This window comes from Ruegeria sp. CK1 (assembly GCF_056536545.1).
Genome location: NZ_JBQFPX010000001.1, coordinates 962787 through 984869, shown reverse-complemented (window position 1 = coordinate 984869; position 22083 = coordinate 962787). Strand labels below are relative to the sequence as shown.

At 55.2% G+C, this 22083-nt stretch carries 21 protein-coding genes and 1 pseudogene; 10 read left to right on the top strand and 12 right to left on the bottom strand.

Annotation, left to right across the window (positions count from 1 at the left end; translation table 11 throughout):
- The first annotated feature begins 30 nt into the window (after window positions 1–30).
- The 4 genes from ACR0L3_RS04750 to ACR0L3_RS04735 are packed head-to-tail and all read left to right on the top strand — an operon-like array spanning window position 31 to window position 3512.
- Window positions 31–1239, top strand: a complete 1209-nt coding sequence (locus tag ACR0L3_RS04750) for a formate dehydrogenase subunit gamma (RefSeq protein WP_480744061.1) — start codon at window positions 31–33, stop codon at window positions 1237–1239.
- Window positions 1240–2517, top strand: a complete 1278-nt coding sequence (locus tag ACR0L3_RS04745) for a c-type cytochrome (protein ID WP_480744059.1) — start codon at window positions 1240–1242, stop codon at window positions 2515–2517.
- The gene (locus tag ACR0L3_RS04740; RefSeq protein WP_280636837.1) at window positions 2514–2639 is read left to right on the top strand and encodes a hypothetical protein; all 126 of its coding nucleotides are present in this window, start codon (window positions 2514–2516) and stop codon (window positions 2637–2639) included. Before ACR0L3_RS04745 ends, ACR0L3_RS04740 begins: the two co-directional genes overlap by 4 nt.
- Window positions 2640–3512: a substrate-binding domain-containing protein gene (locus ACR0L3_RS04735; RefSeq protein ID WP_480744057.1), complete on the top strand. Its 873-nt coding sequence runs from the start codon at window positions 2640–2642 to the stop codon at window positions 3510–3512.
- 4 nt (window positions 3513–3516) lie between these two features.
- Here ACR0L3_RS04735 and ACR0L3_RS04730 read toward each other — a convergent pair whose 3' ends face one another.
- From ACR0L3_RS04730 to ACR0L3_RS04690, 9 genes are all read right to left on the bottom strand, one after another.
- A complete protein-coding gene (locus ACR0L3_RS04730) occupies window positions 3517–4332 on the bottom strand; it encodes an ABC transporter substrate-binding protein (RefSeq protein WP_480744056.1) in 816 nt (271 codons plus the stop codon).
- A 19-nt stretch (window positions 4333–4351) separates the two neighbouring features.
- Window positions 4352–5086, bottom strand: a complete 735-nt coding sequence (locus ACR0L3_RS04725; protein WP_480744055.1) for an ATP-binding cassette domain-containing protein — start codon at window positions 5084–5086, stop codon at window positions 4352–4354.
- Complete coding sequence (locus ACR0L3_RS04720) at window positions 5079–5792, bottom strand: ABC transporter permease (RefSeq protein WP_480744053.1); 714 nt, start codon at window positions 5790–5792, stop codon at window positions 5079–5081. The genes ACR0L3_RS04725 and ACR0L3_RS04720 overlap by 8 nt, the downstream gene beginning before the upstream one ends.
- Window positions 5793–5945: 153 nt before the next feature.
- A complete protein-coding gene (locus tag ACR0L3_RS04715; RefSeq protein WP_480744051.1) occupies window positions 5946–6941 on the bottom strand; it encodes an ABC transporter substrate-binding protein in 996 nt (331 codons plus the stop codon).
- A 59-nt stretch (window positions 6942–7000) separates the two neighbouring features.
- Window positions 7001–7846 (bottom strand): ABC transporter permease, encoded by an 846-nt coding sequence (locus ACR0L3_RS04710; RefSeq protein ID WP_480744049.1) that lies wholly within the window; start codon window positions 7844–7846, stop codon window positions 7001–7003.
- Window positions 7843–8775: an ABC transporter permease gene (locus ACR0L3_RS04705; RefSeq protein ID WP_480744667.1), complete on the bottom strand. Its 933-nt coding sequence runs from the start codon at window positions 8773–8775 to the stop codon at window positions 7843–7845. Before ACR0L3_RS04705 ends, ACR0L3_RS04710 begins: the two co-directional genes overlap by 4 nt.
- On the bottom strand, window positions 8768–9562 hold the full coding sequence (locus ACR0L3_RS04700; protein WP_480744047.1) for an ABC transporter ATP-binding protein: 795 nt from the start codon (window positions 9560–9562) through the stop codon (window positions 8768–8770). The genes ACR0L3_RS04705 and ACR0L3_RS04700 overlap by 8 nt, the downstream gene beginning before the upstream one ends.
- Window positions 9563–9617: 55 nt before the next feature.
- Entirely contained in the window at window positions 9618–11072 is a 1455-nt protein-coding gene (gene hydA / locus ACR0L3_RS04695) for a dihydropyrimidinase (RefSeq protein ID WP_480744045.1), read from the bottom strand.
- A gap of 92 nt (window positions 11073–11164) precedes the next feature.
- Window positions 11165–12415 (bottom strand): Zn-dependent hydrolase, encoded by a 1251-nt coding sequence (locus ACR0L3_RS04690; RefSeq protein ID WP_480744043.1) that lies wholly within the window; start codon window positions 12413–12415, stop codon window positions 11165–11167.
- 171 nt (window positions 12416–12586) lie between these two features.
- Here ACR0L3_RS04690 and ACR0L3_RS04685 point away from each other — a divergent pair.
- Together ACR0L3_RS04685 and ACR0L3_RS04680 are read left to right on the top strand one after the other, a co-directional pair.
- Window positions 12587–12706 (top strand): annotated as a pseudogene (locus ACR0L3_RS04685) (TetR family transcriptional regulator); the annotation flags it as partial.
- 105 nt (window positions 12707–12811) lie between these two features.
- Window positions 12812–13195 (top strand): TetR family transcriptional regulator C-terminal domain-containing protein, encoded by a 384-nt coding sequence (locus ACR0L3_RS04680; RefSeq protein WP_480744665.1) that lies wholly within the window; start codon window positions 12812–12814, stop codon window positions 13193–13195.
- 44 nt (window positions 13196–13239) lie between these two features.
- Here ACR0L3_RS04680 and preA read toward each other — a convergent pair whose 3' ends face one another.
- Window positions 13240–14544, bottom strand: coding sequence for an NAD-dependent dihydropyrimidine dehydrogenase subunit PreA (gene preA / locus ACR0L3_RS04675; protein ID WP_480744041.1), 1305 nt, complete (start codon window positions 14542–14544; stop codon window positions 13240–13242).
- A 45-nt stretch (window positions 14545–14589) separates the two neighbouring features.
- Window positions 14590–15924, bottom strand: a complete 1335-nt coding sequence (locus ACR0L3_RS04670) for an NAD(P)-dependent oxidoreductase (protein WP_480744040.1) — start codon at window positions 15922–15924, stop codon at window positions 14590–14592.
- Window positions 15925–16242: 318 nt separating this feature from the next.
- On the opposite strand from ACR0L3_RS04670, the gene ACR0L3_RS04665 reads away from it, so the two are divergent.
- The 3 genes from ACR0L3_RS04665 (at window position 16243) to ACR0L3_RS04655 (ending at window position 19317) form a co-directional block, all read left to right on the top strand.
- A complete protein-coding gene (locus tag ACR0L3_RS04665; protein WP_480744039.1) occupies window positions 16243–17238 on the top strand; it encodes a hypothetical protein in 996 nt (331 codons plus the stop codon).
- 72 nt (window positions 17239–17310) lie between these two features.
- Window positions 17311–18603: an O-acetylhomoserine aminocarboxypropyltransferase/cysteine synthase family protein gene (locus ACR0L3_RS04660; RefSeq protein WP_480744037.1), complete on the top strand. Its 1293-nt coding sequence runs from the start codon at window positions 17311–17313 to the stop codon at window positions 18601–18603.
- 3 nt (window positions 18604–18606) lie between these two features.
- Window positions 18607–19317: a GNAT family N-acetyltransferase gene (locus ACR0L3_RS04655; RefSeq protein ID WP_480744035.1), complete on the top strand. Its 711-nt coding sequence runs from the start codon at window positions 18607–18609 to the stop codon at window positions 19315–19317.
- Here ACR0L3_RS04655 and ACR0L3_RS04650 read toward each other — a convergent pair.
- Window positions 19314–20009 carry an SIMPL domain-containing protein gene (locus tag ACR0L3_RS04650; protein ID WP_480744033.1) on the bottom strand — a complete coding sequence of 232 codons (696 nt, stop codon included), beginning with the start codon at window positions 20007–20009 and terminating at the stop codon, window positions 19314–19316. The two genes, ACR0L3_RS04655 and ACR0L3_RS04650, sit on opposite strands and share 4 nt — an antisense overlap.
- Before the next feature lie 209 nt (window positions 20010–20218).
- Here ACR0L3_RS04650 and ACR0L3_RS04645 point away from each other — a divergent pair, with 209 nt between their 5' ends.
- Entirely contained in the window at window positions 20219–22072 is a 1854-nt protein-coding gene (locus tag ACR0L3_RS04645; protein WP_480744032.1) for a hypothetical protein, read from the top strand.
- Window positions 22073–22083 lie beyond the last annotated feature (11 nt).

Sequence of the window (22083 nt, the reverse complement as noted above, 5' to 3'; positions counted from 1 at the left end):
GTCTGATTAGGGATTTTGACCGAGGTTCAGATGTTCCGTTTAGCCATTGCATTGCTATTCACCATTGGATTGACCCAAGCCGTAGTTGCACAAACTGATGAGACCGACGCACCTGCTGTCTCAGATGAACGTGCCCAAACTGGCGGCGCTACAACGCTGGAAGACATACTGGCGCGACAGCGCGGGGAAAAACTAGACAATAGCTATCGCTCGGAAAACACCGGCCAAGGCAATGCCGAAGGTTTGCTGGGTCAATTGGGTACGCGTGGTGTGGCGTCTGACAGCGATGTATACCGCGCAATACGCTATGGGTCAGCTAACACCACTGTTTCATCCAAAGGACCCGCTGCGGGTGTTCTGATCCAAGATGGCGGCATGTGGTGGTTAAACTTCCGAACTGGGCCGCTTCGCGAATACGGAACGTATATCCTGGGCGGAATGGTCGCCATCATTGTTCTGTTTTTCCTGCTTCGCGGTAAAATCCGCATTGACGGGGATAAGACAGGCCGAACAGTCCTTCGGTTCAATGGGTTTGAGCGCTTTGGTCACTGGCTGTTCGCTGGGTCGTTCATAGTGCTTGCAATAACCGGACTTCTGACGCTTTACGGCCGAGATTTCTTGATCCCGATATTCGGGAAAGACGGCTTTGCGACCATCGCGCAAGGCTGCAAATGGCTGCACAACAACTTGGCATGGGCCTTCATTCTGGGGCTGATCATCGTCACCGTGAACTGGATTGCCCACAACATCCCCAACCGAGTCGACCTGAAATGGTTAGCCGCCGGGGGGGGACTGTTCACCAAAGGCAGCCATCCACCTGCCAAGAAATTCAACGCGGGCCAAAAGGTGATTTTCTGGGCCTGTATCCTATTGGGCGTATCTATAAGCCTGTCGGGTCTGTCACTGCTGTTCCCCTTCGAACTTCCGATGTTCGCCAAAACCTTCTCGGTTGCCAATGCCACCGGCATCCCGCAATTTTTCGGCCTGAACTTGCCAACGCAGATGTCTCCGCAGGAGGAAATGCAATACGCTCAGGTCTGGCACGTAATGGTCGCCTATGTTTTCATCGCCATTATCATCGCCCATATCTATCTTGGATCAGTCGGCATGGAAGGTGCCTTTGACGCCATGGGCACGGGCGAAGTCGAGGAGCAGTGGGCGCGCGAGCACCACTCGCTTTGGCTAGAAGAGGTGCAGGAAAAAGAGGCCGATAAAGCAGCGGCCTCTCCTGCGGAATAGATGCGTGGGCTGATTCTGGCCTTAACGCTGGTCCCCCTGCCCGCAATGGCCGAATTCTTTACGCTTAAGGGTCACGGTGGGCCGATCATGGGGATCGCGGCCGCACCGGATGGTCGGATCGCGACAGCCAGTTTCGACAACTCAGTGGGGTTATGGTCGGATCGAAGGCCAGAATGGCTTGAGGGGCACGAGGCAGCCGTCAACTCCGTCGCGTTCAATGGGCGCGCAATATATTCAGCCGGAGATGACTTCACATTACGCCGCTGGCCCGGAGGAGAGGTCGTAGGACGACACAAAGGAAAGATTGTGGGGTTGGCTGCGTCGAAAACCCATGTCGCAACGGCCAGTTGGGACGGCACCATCGGATTATGGCCAGAGGATGGTTCGCCTGCGCAAACGTTGATGGTTGGCAGTGGCGTGAACGCGGTAACTTTCTCGCCGGATGGCTCAACACTTTACTCGGCGGGAATGGATGGATCCTTGCGAGTTTGGGACGTGACGAGTGGCCAGGAAACATTGCGACTGGTCGAGCATGGCTTTGGTATTAATGAGCTTGTTCTCAACTCCTCAGACAATTGGATCGCTTATGGTGCCGTCGACGGGGTCACGCGAATTCTAGACCTTACTTCCGGCGAAGAGCGTGACTTTACTCTCGACCGCCGCCCGATATTAGCACTGGCGCTCAGCCCAGATCGCAGCATTTTGGCTGTCGGTGACGGTGAAGGCTACATCATGATCATCGATACGCAGGACTGGCGTATTTCGCAGGATTTTCGCGCTACCTTACGGGGGCCAGTCTGGGCGCTCGCTTTTTCTGCTGACGGTCAGAACATTCACGCGGGTGGAATTGATGAGGCAATGTATAGCTGGCCCGTCTCGGCCCTTGGCGATCAGGATCAGATGGTCGCAACAGAACCCAGTTTTCTCAAAAATCCAGACGAGATGAGCAACGGAGAACGGCAGTTCGCGCGCAAATGCTCGATCTGCCATAGCCTGACACCCGACGGTAAGCGACGCGCAGGGCCCACCCTATACGGGGTCTTTGGACGCGAGGCTGGAACACTAGCGGGATATTTCTTCTCGGATACGTTGCAAGACTCTGATATCATTTGGAATGACGAAACGATAAATGCCCTTTTCGACAAAGGGCCAGACCACTACATTCCGGGATCAAAGATGCCAATGCAGCGGATAACACAGGCGCAGGATCGCGACGATCTAATAGCCTTTTTGCGCCGCGCAACGGCACCTGGGAACGCAACCGGAGGAGACCAATGAAAGCCTTTCTTGCTGCTGTTGCCGCAATGGTCGTGATTACCGTAGCAGCGCCATTTGCGTTGCAACAGATCGGGTTCAGCGCCGCTGATGCAGGTTCTGGTTCTGCAGTTCGTCTTGACTGAATGTCCGAATACCTGACCACCAAAGAGCTGGCCGATCTGCTACGTATCGGCGAGCGGAAAGCTTATGACCTTGCCTCATCAGGAGAGGTTCCCTGCGTGCGCGCCATGGGTAAGCTTCTCTTTCCACGGGCTGAGGTTATTGCATGGCTAAATGCATCCCGCTCAGGCCCTCAAGTCGCTGAACCTTCGCTGCCGCCAATTGTTGCTGGCAGTCACGACCCTTTGCTGGACTGGGCGCTGCGCGAAAGCGGTTCTGGATTGGCCACTTATTATGACGGTTCGTTTGATGGGTTAAGCCGTCTGAAAGATCGAAGCGCGCAAGCTGCTGTCTTACATATTCACGAAGACGGCGGCTTTAATGCACGCTCTTTGCGCGACCAGCTTGGCGAAGCACCAGTGGTTTTATACGAAATTGCTATGCGACAACGCGGTCTACTGCTGGCACCCGGAACGACTGGCATCACAGGATTTGCCGATTTGAAAGGGCGAAGAGTTATTCTGCGGCAAGACAGCGCTGCCAGCCAGCGCCTTTTAGACACGCAACTCGAAGCTCATGGATTGACTCGTGACGATCTGAACACCCTGCCGGCCTGCGCCCGAACCGAGGAAGAACTTGCCATTGCACTTCACGACAGCAAGGCTGAAGTGGGGTTTGGCTTAGGCGCACTGGCCGGGCTGTACGACCTGGGTTTTGCGCCAACACATTCAGAGCGTCTGGATCTGGCTATTTGGCGCCGTGCCTATTTCGATGACCCGATGCTGAAGCTTCTCGGGTTCGTGCAATCAGAGCGTTTCAGTACGCGCGCCGCAGAGTTTGGTGGTTATGACTTGACTGGTTTGGGAACAATTCATCACAACGGTGCCAGCGGCTGACGCATTATTTTGCGTTTGGAAAGAACAATTGCTGGTTATCCAGTTTGTATGAAGCAATGGCCGCCTGCCCATCTGGTCCGATAAGCCAGTCTATAAATCTCTGCCCTGCGGCCGCTCGGACGCGGGGGTGTTTTTCAGGGTTCACCAATATTATGCCGTATTGATTGAACAGTCGCGGGTCGCCTTCAACCAATATCTCCAGGTTTTCCTTGTTCCCAAAAGACTGCCATGTGGCGCGATCTGTCAGCACATAGGCCCCCATCCCATTTGCAACATTCAACGTCGCCCCCATACCCGAGCCGGTTTCGCGGTACCACGTCCCCGATGCCGCGGTGGGATCGGCGTCCACCGCATCCCAATATCGCATTTCGGCCTTGTGGGTACCGCTGTCATCCCCGCGTGAAGCAAATGGGGCCTCGGCCTCGGCCACAGTTTCCAAGGCGGCCACGATATCTGTGCCCCCCTTTACCTTGGCCGGATCGGATTTCGGCCCAACAAGGACAAAGTCGTTATACATCACGTCAAATCGCTCGACGCCCCAGCCATCACTTACGAATTGTTCCTCGGCATTCTTTGAGTGCACCAACAACACATCGCCATCGCCATTGATAGCGTTCCGGATCGCTTGGCCGGTGCCAACGGCAACGATACGCACGTCGATGCCAGTTTCAGCCTCAAACCCCGGCAATATGTAATCCAGAAGCCCTGAGTTTTGGGTCGACGTCGTCGACTGCACGACGATAAAGGGTTCTTCTCCGCTAGCCGCTCCTGCCGACAGACCAACGGCCACCACAGCTGCTCGAACGATATTCCGGATCATTTAGATCTCCGTTTTTTGATTAAGTGACCAGCCCACCTGCCAGATAACGGCGCGAGGCGTCGCTTTCGGGGGCATCCAGTACCTGTTTCGCTGCCCCGTGTTCAACCACATGCCCACCTTGCATCATCACAATATCGGCGGCCAACCGCCGAGCCTGCCCGATATCATGGGTCACCATGACGATACGAACCCCACGGGACGATGCGCGCAGTATCATGCGTTCAATCATCTGAGTGGCGCTGGGATCCAGCGCGCTGGTGGGTTCGTCCAAAAACAGCGTCTCAGGGTCCAGTGCCAGGGCGCGAAGTATGGCCAATCGCTGTGCCTCTCCCCCCGACAGCGATCTGGCAGACTGCCGGGCTTTTCCTTCCAACCCGCCTTCTCTCAACAATTCATCTATGCGCGATTTACGGAGGCCACGGGGCAAGCCTTGCCGTTTCAGAACAAAGTCCAGGTTTGCCGCAACCGATCGACGCAGCAATACAGGTTGTTGGAACACCATTCCTTGCCGAGTTTTATGTTCGGCATTTAGAACCACTCCATCCTGCCGCACAAACCCACGATCAGGCACGATCAGACCATGCAGACAACGCAGCAGCAGGCTTTTCCCGGACCCATTCGGCCCTAGAATCATGGTTGGCCCAGGACCATCCAAAGACAGATGTGCCACATCCAGCAATGTCTTGCCTTTACGGGAAATTCTCACCCCATCCACCGACAAGCAATTCGCCATGTGAGAGATCAGATCACGCATGGCGCAGCCCCTCTTGCTCAGCACGCAGGCTTAGCGTGCTGACCATAGCATTCACGGCGACAGCGATACCGATAAGGATTGCGCCAAGCGCCAGTGCTAACGCCAGATTACCCTTGGATGTTTCAAGCGCGATGGTTGTCGTCATCACGCGGGTGACGTGGTTGATGTTGCCACCGACAATGATCACTGCACCAACTTCAGCAATAGCGCGTCCAAATCCGGCCAGCAGTGCGGTTACCAACGCAAGTCTTGCATCCCACAACAAAACCGGCACTGAGGCCAACCGAGACACGCCCAGCGAGCGGAGCTGCTCAGAGTATTCCTCGGCCAACATCTCGACCACTTGCCGGGTCAACGCCGCGATGATGGGAGTAACCAGAACCACCTGCGCGATGATCATGGCAGTCGGCGTGTAAAGCAGTTCCAGCACACCCAATGGACCCGAGCGCGACAGCATCAGATAAACCAACAATCCAACAACAACAGGTGGGAAACCCATCAGCGCGTTCATTAGTACGATCAGTGCTCTTCGTCCGGGAAAGCGTGCTACCGCCAAGGCGGCCCCGACAGGCATACCAATCAACGATGAAATCAGCACGGCAAAAAATGAAACTTTAAGCGACAACAGCACTATCGCCCACAGCTCTGCATCCCCATTCAGGATCAGAAAGATCGCAGCCTTGAATTCTTCTGCAAATACCTGCATTTTACTCCGCCAGATCGATAATGCGTACAGAATGCGCGTTATTTCATAATAATACTAGCGTAGCTGCGCGCCAAGTACAGAAACGTTTCCGACACAATCAAAAGAAAACGCGGCCCCGAACGGAGCCGCGTAAAATCTCAACTGGAAATGGATTCAGTTCAGTGCCGCATCTGTGATCTGATGGGTCCAGGCGCCATCGGGTTCTTTGGTGATTGCTGGATTCTCTGCAGAAACTGCCGAGAGAAGCGTTTTGACTGTTTGTTCATAGTCGGCAGGGTCTAGCGATCCATCCGAGCCTTCGATCAACTTTGCAACTTCACCCATCATGTAGACCTGATGGTCCAACTCCTGCGCCCCTGTTTCATCGAATTCCAGAACGATTTCGGCCGCCTCCTCCTGATTTTCAGCCGCGTATTGCCAACCTTTCATCGACGCGCGGACAAACCGCTCCATCTTGTCCACAAATGCGGGGTCATCCAAATTTTCTTCCATGACGTACAACCCGTCTTCGAGCATACCGAAGCCCATTTGCAGATAGTTAAAAGTCACTAGTTCTTCTGGTGAGATCCCGGCCTGCAGGATTTGGCGGTACTCGTTGTAAGTCATGGTCGAGATGCAATCCGCCTGTCCTTGGATCAACGGGTCAGCCGAAAATGCCTGTTTCAAAACTGTGACACCGTTGTCGTCCGCGCCATCCGTTTCGATACCAAGGGAGGCCATCCAGGCATAGAATGGATACTCGTTCCCGAAGAACCAGACACCCATCGTCCGCCCAGGAAAGTCCTGGGGAGATTCCACTCCAGTTGACTTAAGACAATTGACTTGCAAACCGCCGGTTTTAAAGGGTTGTGCTATATTGACCAAAGGAACGCCACGTTCGCGCGCCGCCAACCCTGCCGCCATCCATGTTGTGATGACGTCGGCCCCACCGCCCGCGATAACTTGCTCCGGGGCGATGTCCGGACCGCCCGGCTTGATGGTGACATCCAGCCCCTCTTCATCATAGAAGCCTTTTGCCTCTGCCACGAAGTACCCAGCGAACTGCGCCTGACCGACCCATTTCAACTGCAAAGTCACCTCGTCCGCCGCCAGCGCTGTGCTGGCTGCCATAGTAAAAGCGGTGATCGCCCCGCTGAATAACTTATTCATCTTCATTTCTCCTAGTTGCTGTTATCGCCCCGTTTTTTTTGGGGTCTGTTAAAGTCTTGTTATCCGCGTTGCGACGGGTGCCAGAAGGTCACGGCCTTTTCGATCATAGCGACCACCCCATAGAACGCCGTCCCGGCCAGCGCAGCCACAACGATCTCGGCCCAGACCATGTCCAGTGAAAGTTGCCCAACACTGGTTGAAATTCGAAAGCCCATGCCGACGATGGGCGAACCAAAGAACTCGGCCACGATAGCGCCGATTAACGCCAGAGTGGTAGAAATCTTTAGCCCGTTGAAAATAAACGGCATCGCTGCAGGCAAGCGCAGCTTCAAAAAGCTTTGCCAATAGGTCGCCGCGTAGGTCTCCATCAGGTCGCGCTGCATGGCTGTGGCCTCGCGTAGACCGGCCACAGTATTCACCAGCATGGGGAAGAACACCATCACAACGACAACCGCGGCCTTCGAATGCCAATCAAACCCGAACCACATCACCAAAATGGGGGCAGTCCCCACAATCGGCAGAGCCGCAACGAAGTTCCCCACCGGCAACAACCCGAGCCGCAGAAAATCCCACCTGTCTACAGCAATCGCAACAAGGAAAGCAGACCCGCAACCGATGATATACCCGCTAAGCGCCCCTTTGATGATTGTCTGCACGAAGTCTGCCCATAGAATTGGCAAGCTGTCAGCAAAGCGCACTGCGATTACTGAGGGCGCAGGCAGAATGACAAGCGGCACGTCCAGTCCGCGTACCACCAGTTCCCAAATCCCAACGATGGTCAGGCCAAATATCAGTGGTGCCAAAAACCGCACCACCTGAGTATCCGCATACGGCCCGCTGGCCAGACGAGAGTTCAACCACCAACCGGACAGCCACAGAAGGATCGCACACAGAACTAGTGTCATTGCGCCATCCCCATCCGTCTGAGAACGGCCCGTTCGATCAGCCCCAGCAGTCCAACCAGGCATCCGGCCAGAATCGCCGCCGCAAACAGAGCCGACCAGATTTGCACTGTCTGCCCGTAATAGCTGCCTGCCAACAGCCGCGCGCCCAGACCAGCAACCGCCCCGGTTGGCAACTCGCCAACGATGGCCCCGACAAGCGAAGCCGCGATGCCAATTTTTAGTGATGTAAACAGGTATGGCATCGACGCTGGCAACCGCAGTTTCCAGAAGCCTTGAGATCGGCTTGCATTGTAGGTGCGCAACAAGTCCAACTGCATCGCATCCGGGCTGCGCAGGCCTTTGACCATGCCTACGACCACGGGGAAGAAGCTCAAATAAGCCGAGATGATGGCCTTTGGGATGATGCCCTGAATACCCACCGAATACAGAACCACAATGATCATTGGCGCCAGAGCGATGATCGGTATGGTCTGGCTGACGATAGCCCAGGGCATGACCGACAGATCCATCACGCGGCTATGGACAATGCCAATGGCCAACAGAATACCCAAACCGGTACCAATCGCGAACCCAAGCATAGTAGCGCTAAGTGTTACCCACGCATGATAGATAAGCGATCTTTTCGAGGTAATCTTCTTTTCAACCGTCGTCTCCCACAACTCTTCGGCCACCTGATGCGGAGCCGGCAGACGTGGACGGTCTTGCTCCCAGGTTTCGTCGATGGCGTAGGGGTTATCGATCACCAGCTCGAACTCGCTCATGTCGCGTCGGTCGACCGCTTTGGGTGGATCGACCTGCTCTCCAGCCCGTTCAAACTCGGTCAGGACGCCCTTGATGTTCATCGGCACGCTTGCGGCGTACCAGAATAGGATAATAACGCCCACTACGGTCAGGACGGCCCAAACAGCTCTGATCCCCGCACTAGTCATCGGCATGCCCTGCCCTCAGACCCTCACGCACGCGATGGGCCACTTCGATGAATTCCGGCGTATCGCGGATATCCAGGGGACGCTCCTTCGGCAGCGGGCTGTCGATCACATCGGTAATCCGCCCTGGGCGCGGGCTCATCACGACGATCTTGGTACTCAGGTAAACCGCCTCGGGGATCGAGTGCGTCACGAAGCCAATGGTCTTCGCTGTCCGCGCCCACAGTTCCAGAAGCTGCTCGTTCAAGTGATCGCGAACGATCTCATCCAAGGCGCCAAAGGGTTCGTCCATCAGTAGGATATCAGCATCAAATGCTAGTGCCCGCGCGATGCTGGCCCGTTGCTGCATACCGCCAGAAAGCTGCCAAGGGAATTTTCCACCAAACCCTTCTAGATCAACAAGTTCAAGTACGTTCTTAACGCGATCGTTTTGTTCCGCCGCCGAGTACCCCATGATCTCAAGCGGCAGTTTTATATTCTTGGCAATGGTCCGCCACGGGTATAGCCCTGCTGCTTGGAACACATACCCATAGGCCCTGTTCCGACGCGCCTCATCCGGGGTCATTCCATTGACGGTCAATGTACCCCCGGTCGGTGTTTCCAGCGCCGCAATGCAACGCAAAAATGTAGTCTTTCCACAGCCCGAGGGCCCGATGAAGCTGACGAAATCACCTTTATCGATCGTTAGATTAACATCCTTGAGGGCATGAACCGGCCCGTCGTTGGTTTGGAAGGTTAGGTCGAGATTTCTTGCCTCGATGACGGACTGGGTAGTGCTTTCAGTATTCATTCCATTGCCTTGAAAAGGTTTGGCTTTGGGTCACCCCAAGGACAACCGACGCACCTCAGACCCCCGTTGCCGGGATACCTGTCCGCTCGATCGGTCGTGGTGCAGTTAGTTCTTTCCACGTACTCAGTGCCCTATTCACGTGACCGTTTGGTTCGCGCGCTACAAACTCGCCATGACCTTCCTGAGTACGGATTTCCCCGTCATGTACGGCCACCTGGCCCCGCGTCAGCGTAAAGCGCGGCAAACCTTTGACCTCTTTACCCTCGAAAACGTTGTAGTCAATTGCAGACTGCTGTGTGTTTGCGCTAATCGTTTTTGTCTTTTCAGGATCCCAAACAACGATGTCTGCGTCAGCACCCACTAGAATCGCTCCCTTTTTTGGATAGCAATTCAATATCTTAGCGATATTTGTTGACGTAACCGCGACGAATTCATTCATGGTCAATCGCCCTGTGTTCACACCATGCGTCCACAGCATTGGCATCCGGTCTTCCAGCCCGCCGGTTCCATTCGGAATCTTGGTGAAATCCCCGACGCCATAGCGTTTCTGTTCGGTCGTGAACGCGCAATGGTCAGTCGCCACAACGCTTAATGTTCCTGAATGCAAACCGTTCCAAAGGCTGTCCTGATGCTGCTTATTCCGGAACGGAGGGCTCATGACCCGCCGTGCGGCATGATCCCAGTCGTGATGGAAATACTCACTTTCGTCCAACGTAAGATGCTGGATCAAGGGCTCGCCCCACACCCGCTTGCCTTGCATTTTAGCCCGACGAATGGCCTCATGCGCTTCTTCACAAGATGTATGCACGACATAAAGAGGAACACCGGCCATGTCCGCAATCATGATGGCCCTGTTTGTCGCTTCGCCTTCTACCTGCGGGGGACGAGAATATGCATGGGCTTCAGGACCTGTGTTTCCTTCGGCCAGCAGTTTGGCACTGAGTTCGGCGACCACATCACCATTCTCGGCATGCACCATGGCGATGCCACCCAGCTCGGCCAAACGCTTGAACGACGCGAAAAGCTCATCGTCATTCACCATCAGCGCGCCCTTGTAGGCCATAAAGTGCTTGAATGTGTTGATCCCACGCGTCTCGATCACCGTTTTGATGTCATCGAACACCTGCTCGCCCCACCAGGTTACAGCCATGTGGAAAGAGTAGTCACAGTTCGCGCGGGTCGACTTGTTATCCCAGCGTTTGAGCGCATCCAACAGGCCTTCGCCAGGGTTCGGCAATGCAAAGTCCACCACCATCGTGGTACCGCCAGCCAAGGCCGCCCGAGTCCCACTTTCGAAGTCGTCGCTTGAATACGTGCCCATAAACGGCATCTCCAGATGCGTGTGCGGGTCAATCCCGCCCGGCATAACGTAGCAGCCGGTTGCATCCAGTTCCTTGTCACCCTTCAAGTCCATCCCGATTTCGGTGATCTCGCCACCTTCAACCAACACATCCGCTTTGTAGGAAAGATCGGCGGTCACAACCGTTCCGTTTTTGATAACAGTGCTCATTTTAATCTCCCTGACGCGGTCTGTGCCGCTTGCTTCATCTGGCTAAAAATATCCCGGGGGAGTCGCCCAGTGGGCGACGGGGGCAGCGCCCCCTATTCCACGATCTCCGCCGTCTCGACGACCGCATGAAACAGGACATCCGCACCGGCCGCGGCCCATTCCTTGCTGATCTCTTCAGCCTCGTTATGGCTTAACCCGTCCACGCACGGGCACATGACCATTGCGGTGGGTGCCACGCGATTGATCCAACACGCATCATGCCCTGCGCCCGAGATAATGTCAGTATGGGAATACCCCAACCTATCTGCCGCATCCCGAACTGCAGCCACGCAATCGTCATCGAATTTCACCGGATCAAATCCGCCAACTTTCTCAAACTCGATCTGCAAGCCCATTTCTTCAACAATAGCCTCTGCAGCTATACGAAGACGGTTCTCCATATCCGTAATCACATCCAAATCCGGAGACCGGAAATCGACGGTGAATACCACCTTTCCAGGGATAACATTACGCGAGTTCGGATAAACATCGATATGTCCGGCCGCACCCACGGCATGGGGCGCGTGCGACCAAGCAATCTCATCCACCTTTTCAAGTATACGCGCCATCGCCAGACCAGCATTCTTACGCATCGGCATCGGCGTTGAACCTGTATGGGCGTCTTTACCGGTCACCGTGATCTGCGTCCAACTCAGGCCCTGACCGTGCGTGACAACACCAATATCCTTGCCCTGCGCCTCCAAAATCGGCCCTTGTTCGATATGTAGTTCAAAGAACGCATGCATTTTACGCGCCCCAACCTCTTCATCGCCGCGCCAGCCGATACGTTGGAGTTCGTCACCAAACTTCTTACCTTCGGCGTCCTCGCGATCGTAAGCCCAATCCTGCGTATGCATCCCCGCGAACACACCCGAAGACAGCATTGCAGGGGCATAGCGCGTGCCTTCTTCATTGGTCCAGTTCGTCGCTACGATGGGATGCTTAGTCTTGATAGCCAAATCGTTGAGGGTTCGAATGATCTCCAGCCCACCCAATACGCCCAGGACGCCGTCATACTTCCCGCCCGTCGGTTGCGTGTCCAAATGCGAGCCCACGTAAACCGGCAATGCGTCGGGATCAGTGCCTTCGCGGCGGGCAAACATGTTGCCCATTTGATCCACGCCCATCGAGCAATCTGCGTCCTCGCACCATTTCTGGAACAAAGCGCGGCCTTCGGCATCTTCGTCAGTTAAAGTCTGGCGGTTGTTGCCCCCTGCGACACCCGGTCCAATCTTGGCCATTTCCATCAGGCTGTCCCACAACCTGTCGCCATTGATCCTGAGGTTCTGCGCCGGAGCTGCCATTGAAGTTTTCCCTGTTGCTTGCGATTTGGCTCGCTTTTGGTGTCTTGATTTGACCATATGGTCAAACTCACGCTATCACGGGTTAGACATCAGTCAAGAAATTGCATGGTGCCGCCGCAATTTTCGGCATAATTAGCCCCCTCATGGCAAAAAAAGAGACACGCAGAAAACATGCCCAAGGATCGCGCCCCGACCCGAATTCAGAAAAAAAACCGCGCCGCGATTCTTGAGGCTGCCTTAAACGTGTTTTCTGCCCACGGCTTTCGTGGTGCGACTGTAGATCAGATTGCAACCGAAGCCGGGCTGAGCAAGCCAAACCTTCTATATTATTTCCCGTCGAAAGAAGCGATTCACACCGCCCTGCTGTCTGGTCTGCTGGAAACGTGGCTGGCTCCTTTGCACGATCTGGATTCTGACGGCGACCCAATGGAAGAAATCCTTTCTTACATTCGCAGAAAACTCCAAATGAGCAGGGATTTACCCCGCGAAAGCCGGCTTTTTGCAAATGAACTGGTGCAGGGCGCACCCCGTATTCACGACTCTTTGTCGAGCGACCTGAAAGACTTAGTGGACGAAAAGACCGCAATTCTAACCCGGTGGATGGATCAGGGCAAAATCGCGCGGCTGCATCCCTACCACTTGATTTTTTCGGTCTGGGCACTGACGCAGCACTATGCTGACTTCGACGTTCAGGTTCGCGCAATCTTGGGTGAAGAAGATCCTTTCGATGGTGCTGAACCGTTCATCGACACGCTTTATCGCAAACTGCTGACGCCATAGAAAAAGGGGCCTTCAATTGGCCCCTTTCGTTCTTTCCCAACGCATTATTCGGCGGCTTTAGCCATTGGGTTATTTGGATGCGTCGTCCAGTTGGCATAGTCGGGCTGCACTTCCAGCCCTGTGCGTGGATCGATTTCACCGGCCTTCATCGGCTCCATCGAAATACACCCTTCGACCGGGCAAACATCGACGCAAAGGTTGCAAGCCACGCATTCGTCATCCATGACTTCAAACACGCGATCTTCGGACATGGAAATTGCCTGATGGCTGGTATCTTCGCACGCCGCATAGCAGCGGCCGCACTTGATGCACTGGTCCTGATCAATCTTGGCCTTGGCCACATAGTTCAGGTTCAGATACTGCCAGTCCGTTACATTCGGCACCGCAAGACCCACGATCTGCGACACGTCTGTATAACCTTTCTCATCCATCCATTTGGACAGACCAGCAGTAAGTTCGTCGATGATTTTGAAACCATAGGTCATAGCCGCGGTGCAAACCTGAACGTTGCCACATCCCAACGCCATGAACTCTGCCGCGTCGCGCCATGTGGTCACGCCGCCAATACCAGAGATCGGCAAGCCGTGCGTTGCCTGCGCCCGCGAAATCTCGGACACCATCGACAATGCGATGGGCTTAACAGCAGGACCACAATAGCCGCCGTGACTGCCTTTGCCGTCAATCGACGGCTCGGGGCTGAACGTATCCAGGTTGACGCTGGTGATCGAGTTGATCGTGTTAATCAATGACACTGCATCCGCACCGCCATTCCTTGCAGCTTCCGCAGGTTTGCGAATATCTGTGATGTTCGGCGTCAGCTTCACGATGACCGGGCGGTCATAGTACTTTTTGCACCACCGCGTGACCATCTCGATGTATTCGGGTACCTGCCCCACGGCAGATCCCATGCCGCGCTCGCTCATCCCATGCGGACAGCCGAAGTTCAGTTCAATACCGTCCGCCCCGGTTTCCGCAACGCGCGGCAGGATTGCTTTCCACGCCTCCTCCTCACATGGCACCATAAGCGAGACGATCAGCGCTCGATCCGGATAATCGGATTTGACCCGCGCAATCTCTTCAAGGTTCGTCTCAAGTGGGCGGTCGGTGATCAGTTCGATGTTGTTCAAGCCCAGCAGCCGCCGATCCGCGCCATAGATCGCGCCATAGCGTGGCCCGTTTACGTTCACGACCGGAGGCCCTTCGGACCCAAGCGTTTTCCACACTACGCCACCCCATCCAGCCTCAAAGGCGCGGCGGACGTTGTATTCTTTGTCGGTTGGCGGCGCCGAGGCCAGCCAGTACGGGTTTGGACTTTCGATTCCCAAAAAGTTTGATTTTAAATCAGCCATTTATCCGGCCTCCCTGATGCAGAACTGCATCTTTATCTGTTGGTTTCACACGGTCAGGCTTGCGTGGATATCCATCGCGGCGTCACGACCCTCGGCCACGGCAGTCACGGTCAGGTCTTCACCACCCGCCGCGCAATCGCCCCCGGCCCAGACACCGGTCATCGAGGTTCGTCCGGCTCCGGTCACCGCAATCTTGTTACCATCCAGTTCCAGACCGTCTGGTGCGCCTTCCAGCTTCTGACCGATCGCCTTGAGCACCTGATCCGCTGCCAACCGAACGGTCTCACCTGTGCCAGTTAACCGACCATCGTGGCTGGACGTATACTCTAGTTCAATCTCAGCCGCCGACCCGTTTCCATGAACTGCGACGGGCTGAACATTGGTCATGATCTTAACTCCGTGCGAGGCTGCCAAGTCCTGTTCGTAACGGCTTGCACCCATGGCATCGCGATCGCGGCGATAAGCGATAGTAACATGCTCAGCGCCCAACAGTTTAGACTTTACCGCAGCGTCCACAGCAGTCATACCGCCACCAATCACGACCACATTGCGCCCGACCGGTAGGTGCGCCAGGTCAGAGGCCTGACGCACGTCCGAGATGAAGTTGACGGCAAACCGGACGCCTTCTTTTTCGACCCCTTCTGCCCGCAAAGCGTTCACGCCAGCTAGGCCAATGGACAAAAAGACTGCATCGTAATTCTCGACCAAGCCTTCCAAGGAAATCCCCTCGCCCAGCACCGAGCCGGTCTCGATTGTGATGCCGCCGATCTTCAGAAGCCAGTCAACCTCGGCCTGCGCAAAATCGTCAGTCGATTTATAAGCAGCGATGCCATATTCGTTCAGACCGCCGGGTTTGGGCTTGCTTTCGTGTATCACGACTTCATGCCCTAGCATTGCAAGACGGTGTGCGCAGGCCAGTCCCGCAGGCCCAGCCCCAACCACGGCAATGTTCTTACCAGTCGGCGCAGCCCGCTCAAAGGGATGATCCCCAGCAACCATGACGCTGTCCGTCGCATAGCGCTGCAGAAGGCCAATCTCGACTGGCGCGCCTTCCGCCGCCTCACGCACGCATGCTTCTTCGCACAGCGTCTCGGTTGGACACACACGGGCACACATTCCACCTAGAATGTTCTGCGCCAAAATGGTTTCACCCGCAGCTTCGGGTTGCCCGGCCTGAATCTGTCGCATGAACAACGGAATATCGATGTCTGTCGGACAGGCCGTCACGCATGGCGCGTCATAGCAAAAATAGCAACGATCCGCTGCCACAGCTGCCTCGTGCGCGGCCAAAGGTGGATGCAGATCTGTAAAATTCGATGTCAGCTCATCGCTGGAAAGCCGCCCGGAGACAATCCCGGAGACCATCTGGCCCTGTGCCATCGCTCTACTCCCTGTAGATATGTTTGTTATGCTCTCAGCTTGCCACAATCTAATTTTTTATCAATTGGTAAAATTCTTAAAATCGGTAAAAATCTGAAAAACAGCGTCGTTTCACATGGATTTTGGTAAAAATCGCCTGTTTTTCTTGCATCTAACGAAATCCAAGCGTTCAAGCATCAGCGGCGCGGTTCAAATCCGTCTTCATTTCCGCGGATTCAAAATTTTCTGCATCCGGTTTTGACGGGCACTGCGTCGTGCTGTAGGTCGAATGAAACCCGAGCGGTGCCGGTCAGCGGCCCCCTACCCGAAAGTCATCCGATGCAGGCCAACAATCCCAAGTTCAACATCGTCATCATCGGACAAAACAACCGGCTTCAATATGAGGCGCTATTGTTCGCGGCGTCTCTACGCCACAGCTCTCCGAATTTCGCGGGCCGATTGTTTGTGGCCGTACCGCAGCCCGGCCCTAGATGGCAGCAGGACCCAAGCATCCGAAATGAGGATTTGCTGAAAGCTCTACGACAGTTGGATGCAGAGGTATTGCCCTTCGAAAACCATGTATTCGGTCAGAGCTATCCGTATGGGAACAAGATTGAAGCACTGCGCGCCCTGCCCGAAGATGAACCCTTTGTCTTTTTTGACAGTGATACGCTGATCACTGGTGACCTCGACTCTGTACCTTTTGACTTCGGCCGCCCCGGTGCTTCGTTAAAAGTCGAAGGCACTTGGCCGAAGCCCACTCTCTACGGCCCCGGACTCGATACTATTTGGAGCGCCCTTTATCGCAGATTTGGGCTGGATTTCGAAAGCTCTTTGGACACCTCTCAACCCTTGGATTACTGGCGTCGGTATTTGTATTTCAACGCAGGTTATTTCTTCCATTCCTGCCCGCGGCAATTCGGAGAGCGTTTTCTGGAATACGCCCGAACAATCCGAGATGAAGAAATACCAGAACTAGCCGGACAGAACCTAGATCCCTGGCTAGATCAAGTAGCGCTGCCCTTGGTCATACATTCCTTTGGCGGCGGACGTGATGCGCTGCCCATTGGTCTTCTGGACGGTACTGTCAGTTGTCATTATCGCCTGTTTCCACTGCTCTATGCACGTGAGAGCGACCATGTGGTCGAGGTTTTGGAAACCGTGGTGGCCCCAAACCGGGTCAAGAAAGTTCTTAAGACGTACGATCCGATCAAAAAGTTGGTCCTTCAACGAAAGGGTCACAAGGTACGCGATTTATTCGACCGCAACAATCTACCTAAGCGCGAACAGGCTATTCGCAATACAATCCGAAACAATGGCCTATGGATGCGCTGACTGGGTCGTTGTGCAAACGCGTTCAATCGCTTAGAGATTCCGCGACTCACATTCGAACAGGAGATTGAGACGATGTCAGACGGCCCTACTTACGGTTTTGACACGCTGCAGATTCACGCAGGGGCTCGGCCCGATCCGGCAACAGGTGCTCGTCAGACACCGATCTATCAAACGACTGCTTACGTATTCCGCGACGCCGATCACGCGGCCGCGTTGTTCAATCTACAAGAGGTTGGTTTCATCTATTCCCGCCTGACCAACCCGACGGTTGCCGTTCTGCAGGAACGCGTCGCAACATTGGAAGGTGGCGTCGGCGCTGTTTGCTGTTCATCGGGTCACGCCGCACAAATCATGGCGCTTTTCCCGCTGATGGGTCCAGGTTGCAATGTAGTGGCCTCTACCCGCCTTTATGGTGGTACCGTCACGCAGTTCAGCCAGACGATCAAACGTTTTGGCTGGTCGGCGAAATTTGTGGATACCGACGATCTAGACGCAGTGAAGGACGCGATCGACGAAAACACCCGCGCAGTGTTCTGTGAATCTATTGCCAACCCCGGCGGATACGTTACCGATATTCGCGCTTTGGCTGATTTAGCAGACGAGGCTGGAATTCCGCTTATTGTCGACAACACTTCGGCTACGCCGTATCTGTGCCGCCCCATCGAACATGGCGCGACTTTGGTCGTGCATTCCACCACAAAATATCTGACCGGCAACGGTACTGTGACCGGTGGCTGCATCGTGGATTCGGGTAAGTTCGACTGGTCGGCGAATGGAAAATTCCCATCGCTGAGCGAGCCGGAACAGGCCTATCACGGTCTCAAATTCCATGAGACGTTTGGACCGCTGGCCTTTACCTTCCACGGTATAGCCATCGGCCTGCGTGACTTGGGTATGACGATGAACCCGCAAGCCGCGCATTACACGCTGATGGGGATTGAGACGCTGTCCCTGCGGATGGAGCGCCATGTCGAGAACGCCCAGAAGATCGCTGCGTGGCTCGAAGCGGATGATCGCGTGGAATATGTGACCTACGCAGGTCTGCCATCGTCACCCTATCATGATCGGGTCAAGGCGCAGTACAAGAAGGGTGCCGGCGCGCTGTTCACCTTTGCCGTCAAGGGTGGCTATGAAGCTTGCATAAAGCTGGTAAACGCTTTGGAGATTTTCAGCCACGTCGCCAACTTGGGCGATGCACGGTCGCTGATTATCCACTCTGCGTCTACCACGCACCGTCAGCTCTCACCCGAACAGCAAGAAGCGGCAGGTGCAGGGCCGGGCGTCGTACGTGTTTCCATCGGAATCGAAGACGCCAACGATCTGATCGCTGATCTGGATCAGGCGCTGGCCAAAGCTTCGGCCTAGGGCATGAGCGGGCACGACACCAACGATCTGGGTCAACCAATCGGCTTGCCGGTTTCGGGTGAGTTCCCTCGCCCGACTCCACCTTACACGCCGATGGAAGGACAGTATTGCTCTGTCGTGCCACTTGATGTGAACCGGCATTCGCCCGGATTGTTCCGGGCGTTTGCCAACGACACGGACGGTCGCAACTGGACTTACCTGCCTTATGGGCCATTCGGCAGTGAACAAGAATTTGAGGATTGGACGCGCGCCACCTGCATGGATGCCGACCCGATGTTCCATACAGTTCTTGATAGCAATGACACACCAGTCGGTATGGCTTCGTTTTTACGGATCAACCCCGCAGCGGGAGTGATCGAGGTCGGGCATATCCACTTCTCACCCCTGTTACAGCGCAGCCCGCAATCGACTGAAACAATGTTCCTCATGATGCGCCGCGTTTTCGACGAGCTCGGCTATCGTAGGTATGAATGGAAATGTGATGCACTGAACGCCGCGTCCTGTCGTGCAGCTGAGCGGTTGGGCTTTTCCTTCGAAGGTATCTTTCGTCAGGCCACTCACTATAAAGGTCGCAACCGGGATACGGCGTGGTATTCAATTCTCGACAGTGAGTGGCCCCGTATTCGCAGTGCGTTCGAGGCTTGGTTGTCTCCGGACAATTTCGATCAGACGGGCCAGCAACGAGTACCACTGAAGGCCCGTGCTGCGGGTTAGTCCGAAATTCCGAATTCCATCGAAACGTTAACAGAAACCGAAATCTCGCCTCCTGCGACTGGTACATTGCCTGCTTCAGACATTGCCATGGCACGCATCTGCGGTGCCGGATGCACGCCGCCGACCTGCTCGTTGATCTTTTGAACACCGCCCAAGGTCACATTGGCCGCCTGCGCAAGTTGCTCGGCCTTCACGGTCGCCTCGGCCACAGCCTTGGCACGCGCCTGCGCCTGTAGCGGCGCTGGATCTTGAACACCAAAGCTCAGCCCGCCAAAGTTGTTGGCCCCATCCTGAATAACCGCGTCCAAAATTGAACCAAGCTGAGTCAGATCGCGCACACGGACCTGAACGTTGTTCGAGGCAACGAAACCGGAAATTTCGGGCCGCTCACTGCTGGAATTGTTGCGCCCGGACCAGACCGGAGACAACGACAAATCGCGGGTCTGAACGTCTCGTGCCTCAATCCCCATATCTTCCAGCCGTTTGAGAATCTGCGCCACTGCATCGGATGTTGCCTGCATCGCATTCGATGCCTGAGAATCTTCGTTTGTCACACCCAATGTGATCGTCGCCATGTCTGGCGCAGCTTGAACTGTTCCGACTGCGTCCACGGTGATGCGACGTTCTTCCGCATGGGCTATACCTGCTGCGATCACAGCCATCGCAGCGGCCAAAAAAGCAATTTTCTTCAACGTCTTCCCTCCCGTTTCTTCACGTTCAACATGGGGCTGCCATGGCCTAAGGAACAAGGGGAACGCCCGGCTTTTTCTTTCCCTCGGCGGGATCCTGCTTTAATGTCAGTCTGCGGACGGAAACCCGTTTGCATTGATGCTGACAATTATGGTTCCTCGGGAATATGAAACCCGCCTTTGCGCTGTCTTTTTCTGCAACTGAAATTTCTGTGCACCATCAATCGGATGACGATTGGTTTTGCATTGGTGAGGTTGCTCTGGGCGCACAAGATTTGAATGAACAGCTACATGCTTTGCGCGACAAGGCCTTTGCCTTGGAAAACAACCTTAACTGTAAACTTATTATCCCTTCTGATCAGGTTCGTTTCCTGTCTTCGGAAACGAACGGGCAATTGCCCGGGGAAAGCGTACAACAAGTGCAGGCTGAGCTGGCCGAGGCCACACCTTATTCAATCGATGAGCTTGTCTTTGATTCTGCTACCATTGGATTCACCGCTTACGTGGCCGCTGTCACCAAGCAGACATTGGACGAAGCCCAAGATTTTGCATCCGAGCACGGGTTTATTCCCGTTCAGGTAACAGCAAAAGCTGATCCTGACGTTTTCCCAACAGAGCCACAGTTTTTGGCGCCTGAAAAATCGACGCTAGTGGTCGAAGCCGCTGCCGATAAAGCACCTTCTGAGGCCACGGATCCGTCCCCTAGTGCCCATCCTATTGCCGATATCTCACCGGTAGAGACGTTCAAATCTGCGCCAGAATCGGGCGTACCCGCCAACGCGACCGCAAAGCCAAACGCCAAGCGCTACGCAGTTCCGGCGGCAGCTGTTTTTGCCGTTGCCGCAGTACTAGGCGTCTGGGCGCTGACTGGGTCAGACCCCGCTGAACAACCCATCCCACAAACGATTCAAACCGAAGACGAAACCGCAGCACCAGAAGTTGACACCGACACAGTAACAGCGGTTTCACCAGAAACTGAAACTCCCACGACAAAAACACCTGAAGACACATCAGAGGTTGCATCCAGCCAAACAGACGAAGCTGTTGCGCCTCCAACTGATTTATCGCCTACAGACGCTGCAATCCTCGAAGCGTTGAACATCGCGCCAACAGTGGTTGACGAGATTTCTGGCGACTCTGAACAACAAGAGCCTTCATCGGGAACTGACGTTTTCGTTTTCACGCCCGATCCATTGGTCGCCCCGCCACTTGCCCCCGAAGATGAACCTTATCTTGCGTCCGTCGATAACTCGGATCTGTCGAACGACGCGATTGCGCTTCCACCAAGTGAGAGTTTCGCCACAGACGCCCCATTTGAACAGGTCGCGCTGCCCAGTGCTGCCGGCACCCGGTTCGAATTGGATGATCGTGGTCTAGTCACGCCCAGCGTCGAAGGTACGCTTAACCCAGCTGGGGTCATGGTGTTTTTAGGGCGACCGTCGAAAGTTCCGCCGGAACCGCCCGTGCGGTTCGAAGAAGAACCAACACCCGAGGGATCCTCGGACAGGCTGGCTGAATTGCGCCCCAAACTCCGCCCCAGAGACCTGATCGAACGGTTCGAGCGTCAACAACTGGGTGGTCGCACACGTGAAGAACTTGCGGTTCTCCGCCCCAAGGTGCGCCCCGCATCCCTGCAGCAAGAAGAAATCGACTACACGCCAACTGCTCTTGCCGTGGTCCGCGTCCCGCGCCCGAAATCCCGTCCGGCGGGGATAGCGCCATCTCCTGGAACCCAAACAGCCAACCTGGGGTCGACAGCCGCAATTGCCCAGGACGAAGCCGGGTCCTTCCAGCCAAGGGCTGTTTCGCCCAAAATCCCATCATCTGCGTCAGTTGCACGGCAAGCGACAATCGACAACGCGCTGAACCTACGCAAGCTCAACTTGATCGGGGTTTATGGTACACCTGCCAATCGCCGGGCCTTGGTACGTTTACCCAGCGGCCGCTATAAAAAGCTGAAAGTCGGAGACAGGCTGGATGGCGGCAGGGTCATCGCGATTGGCGATACTGAGTTGCGGTACCAGAAAAAAGGTAGGAACGTGACCCTGCAAATGCCGCGGGGATAAGTGCACGGGCG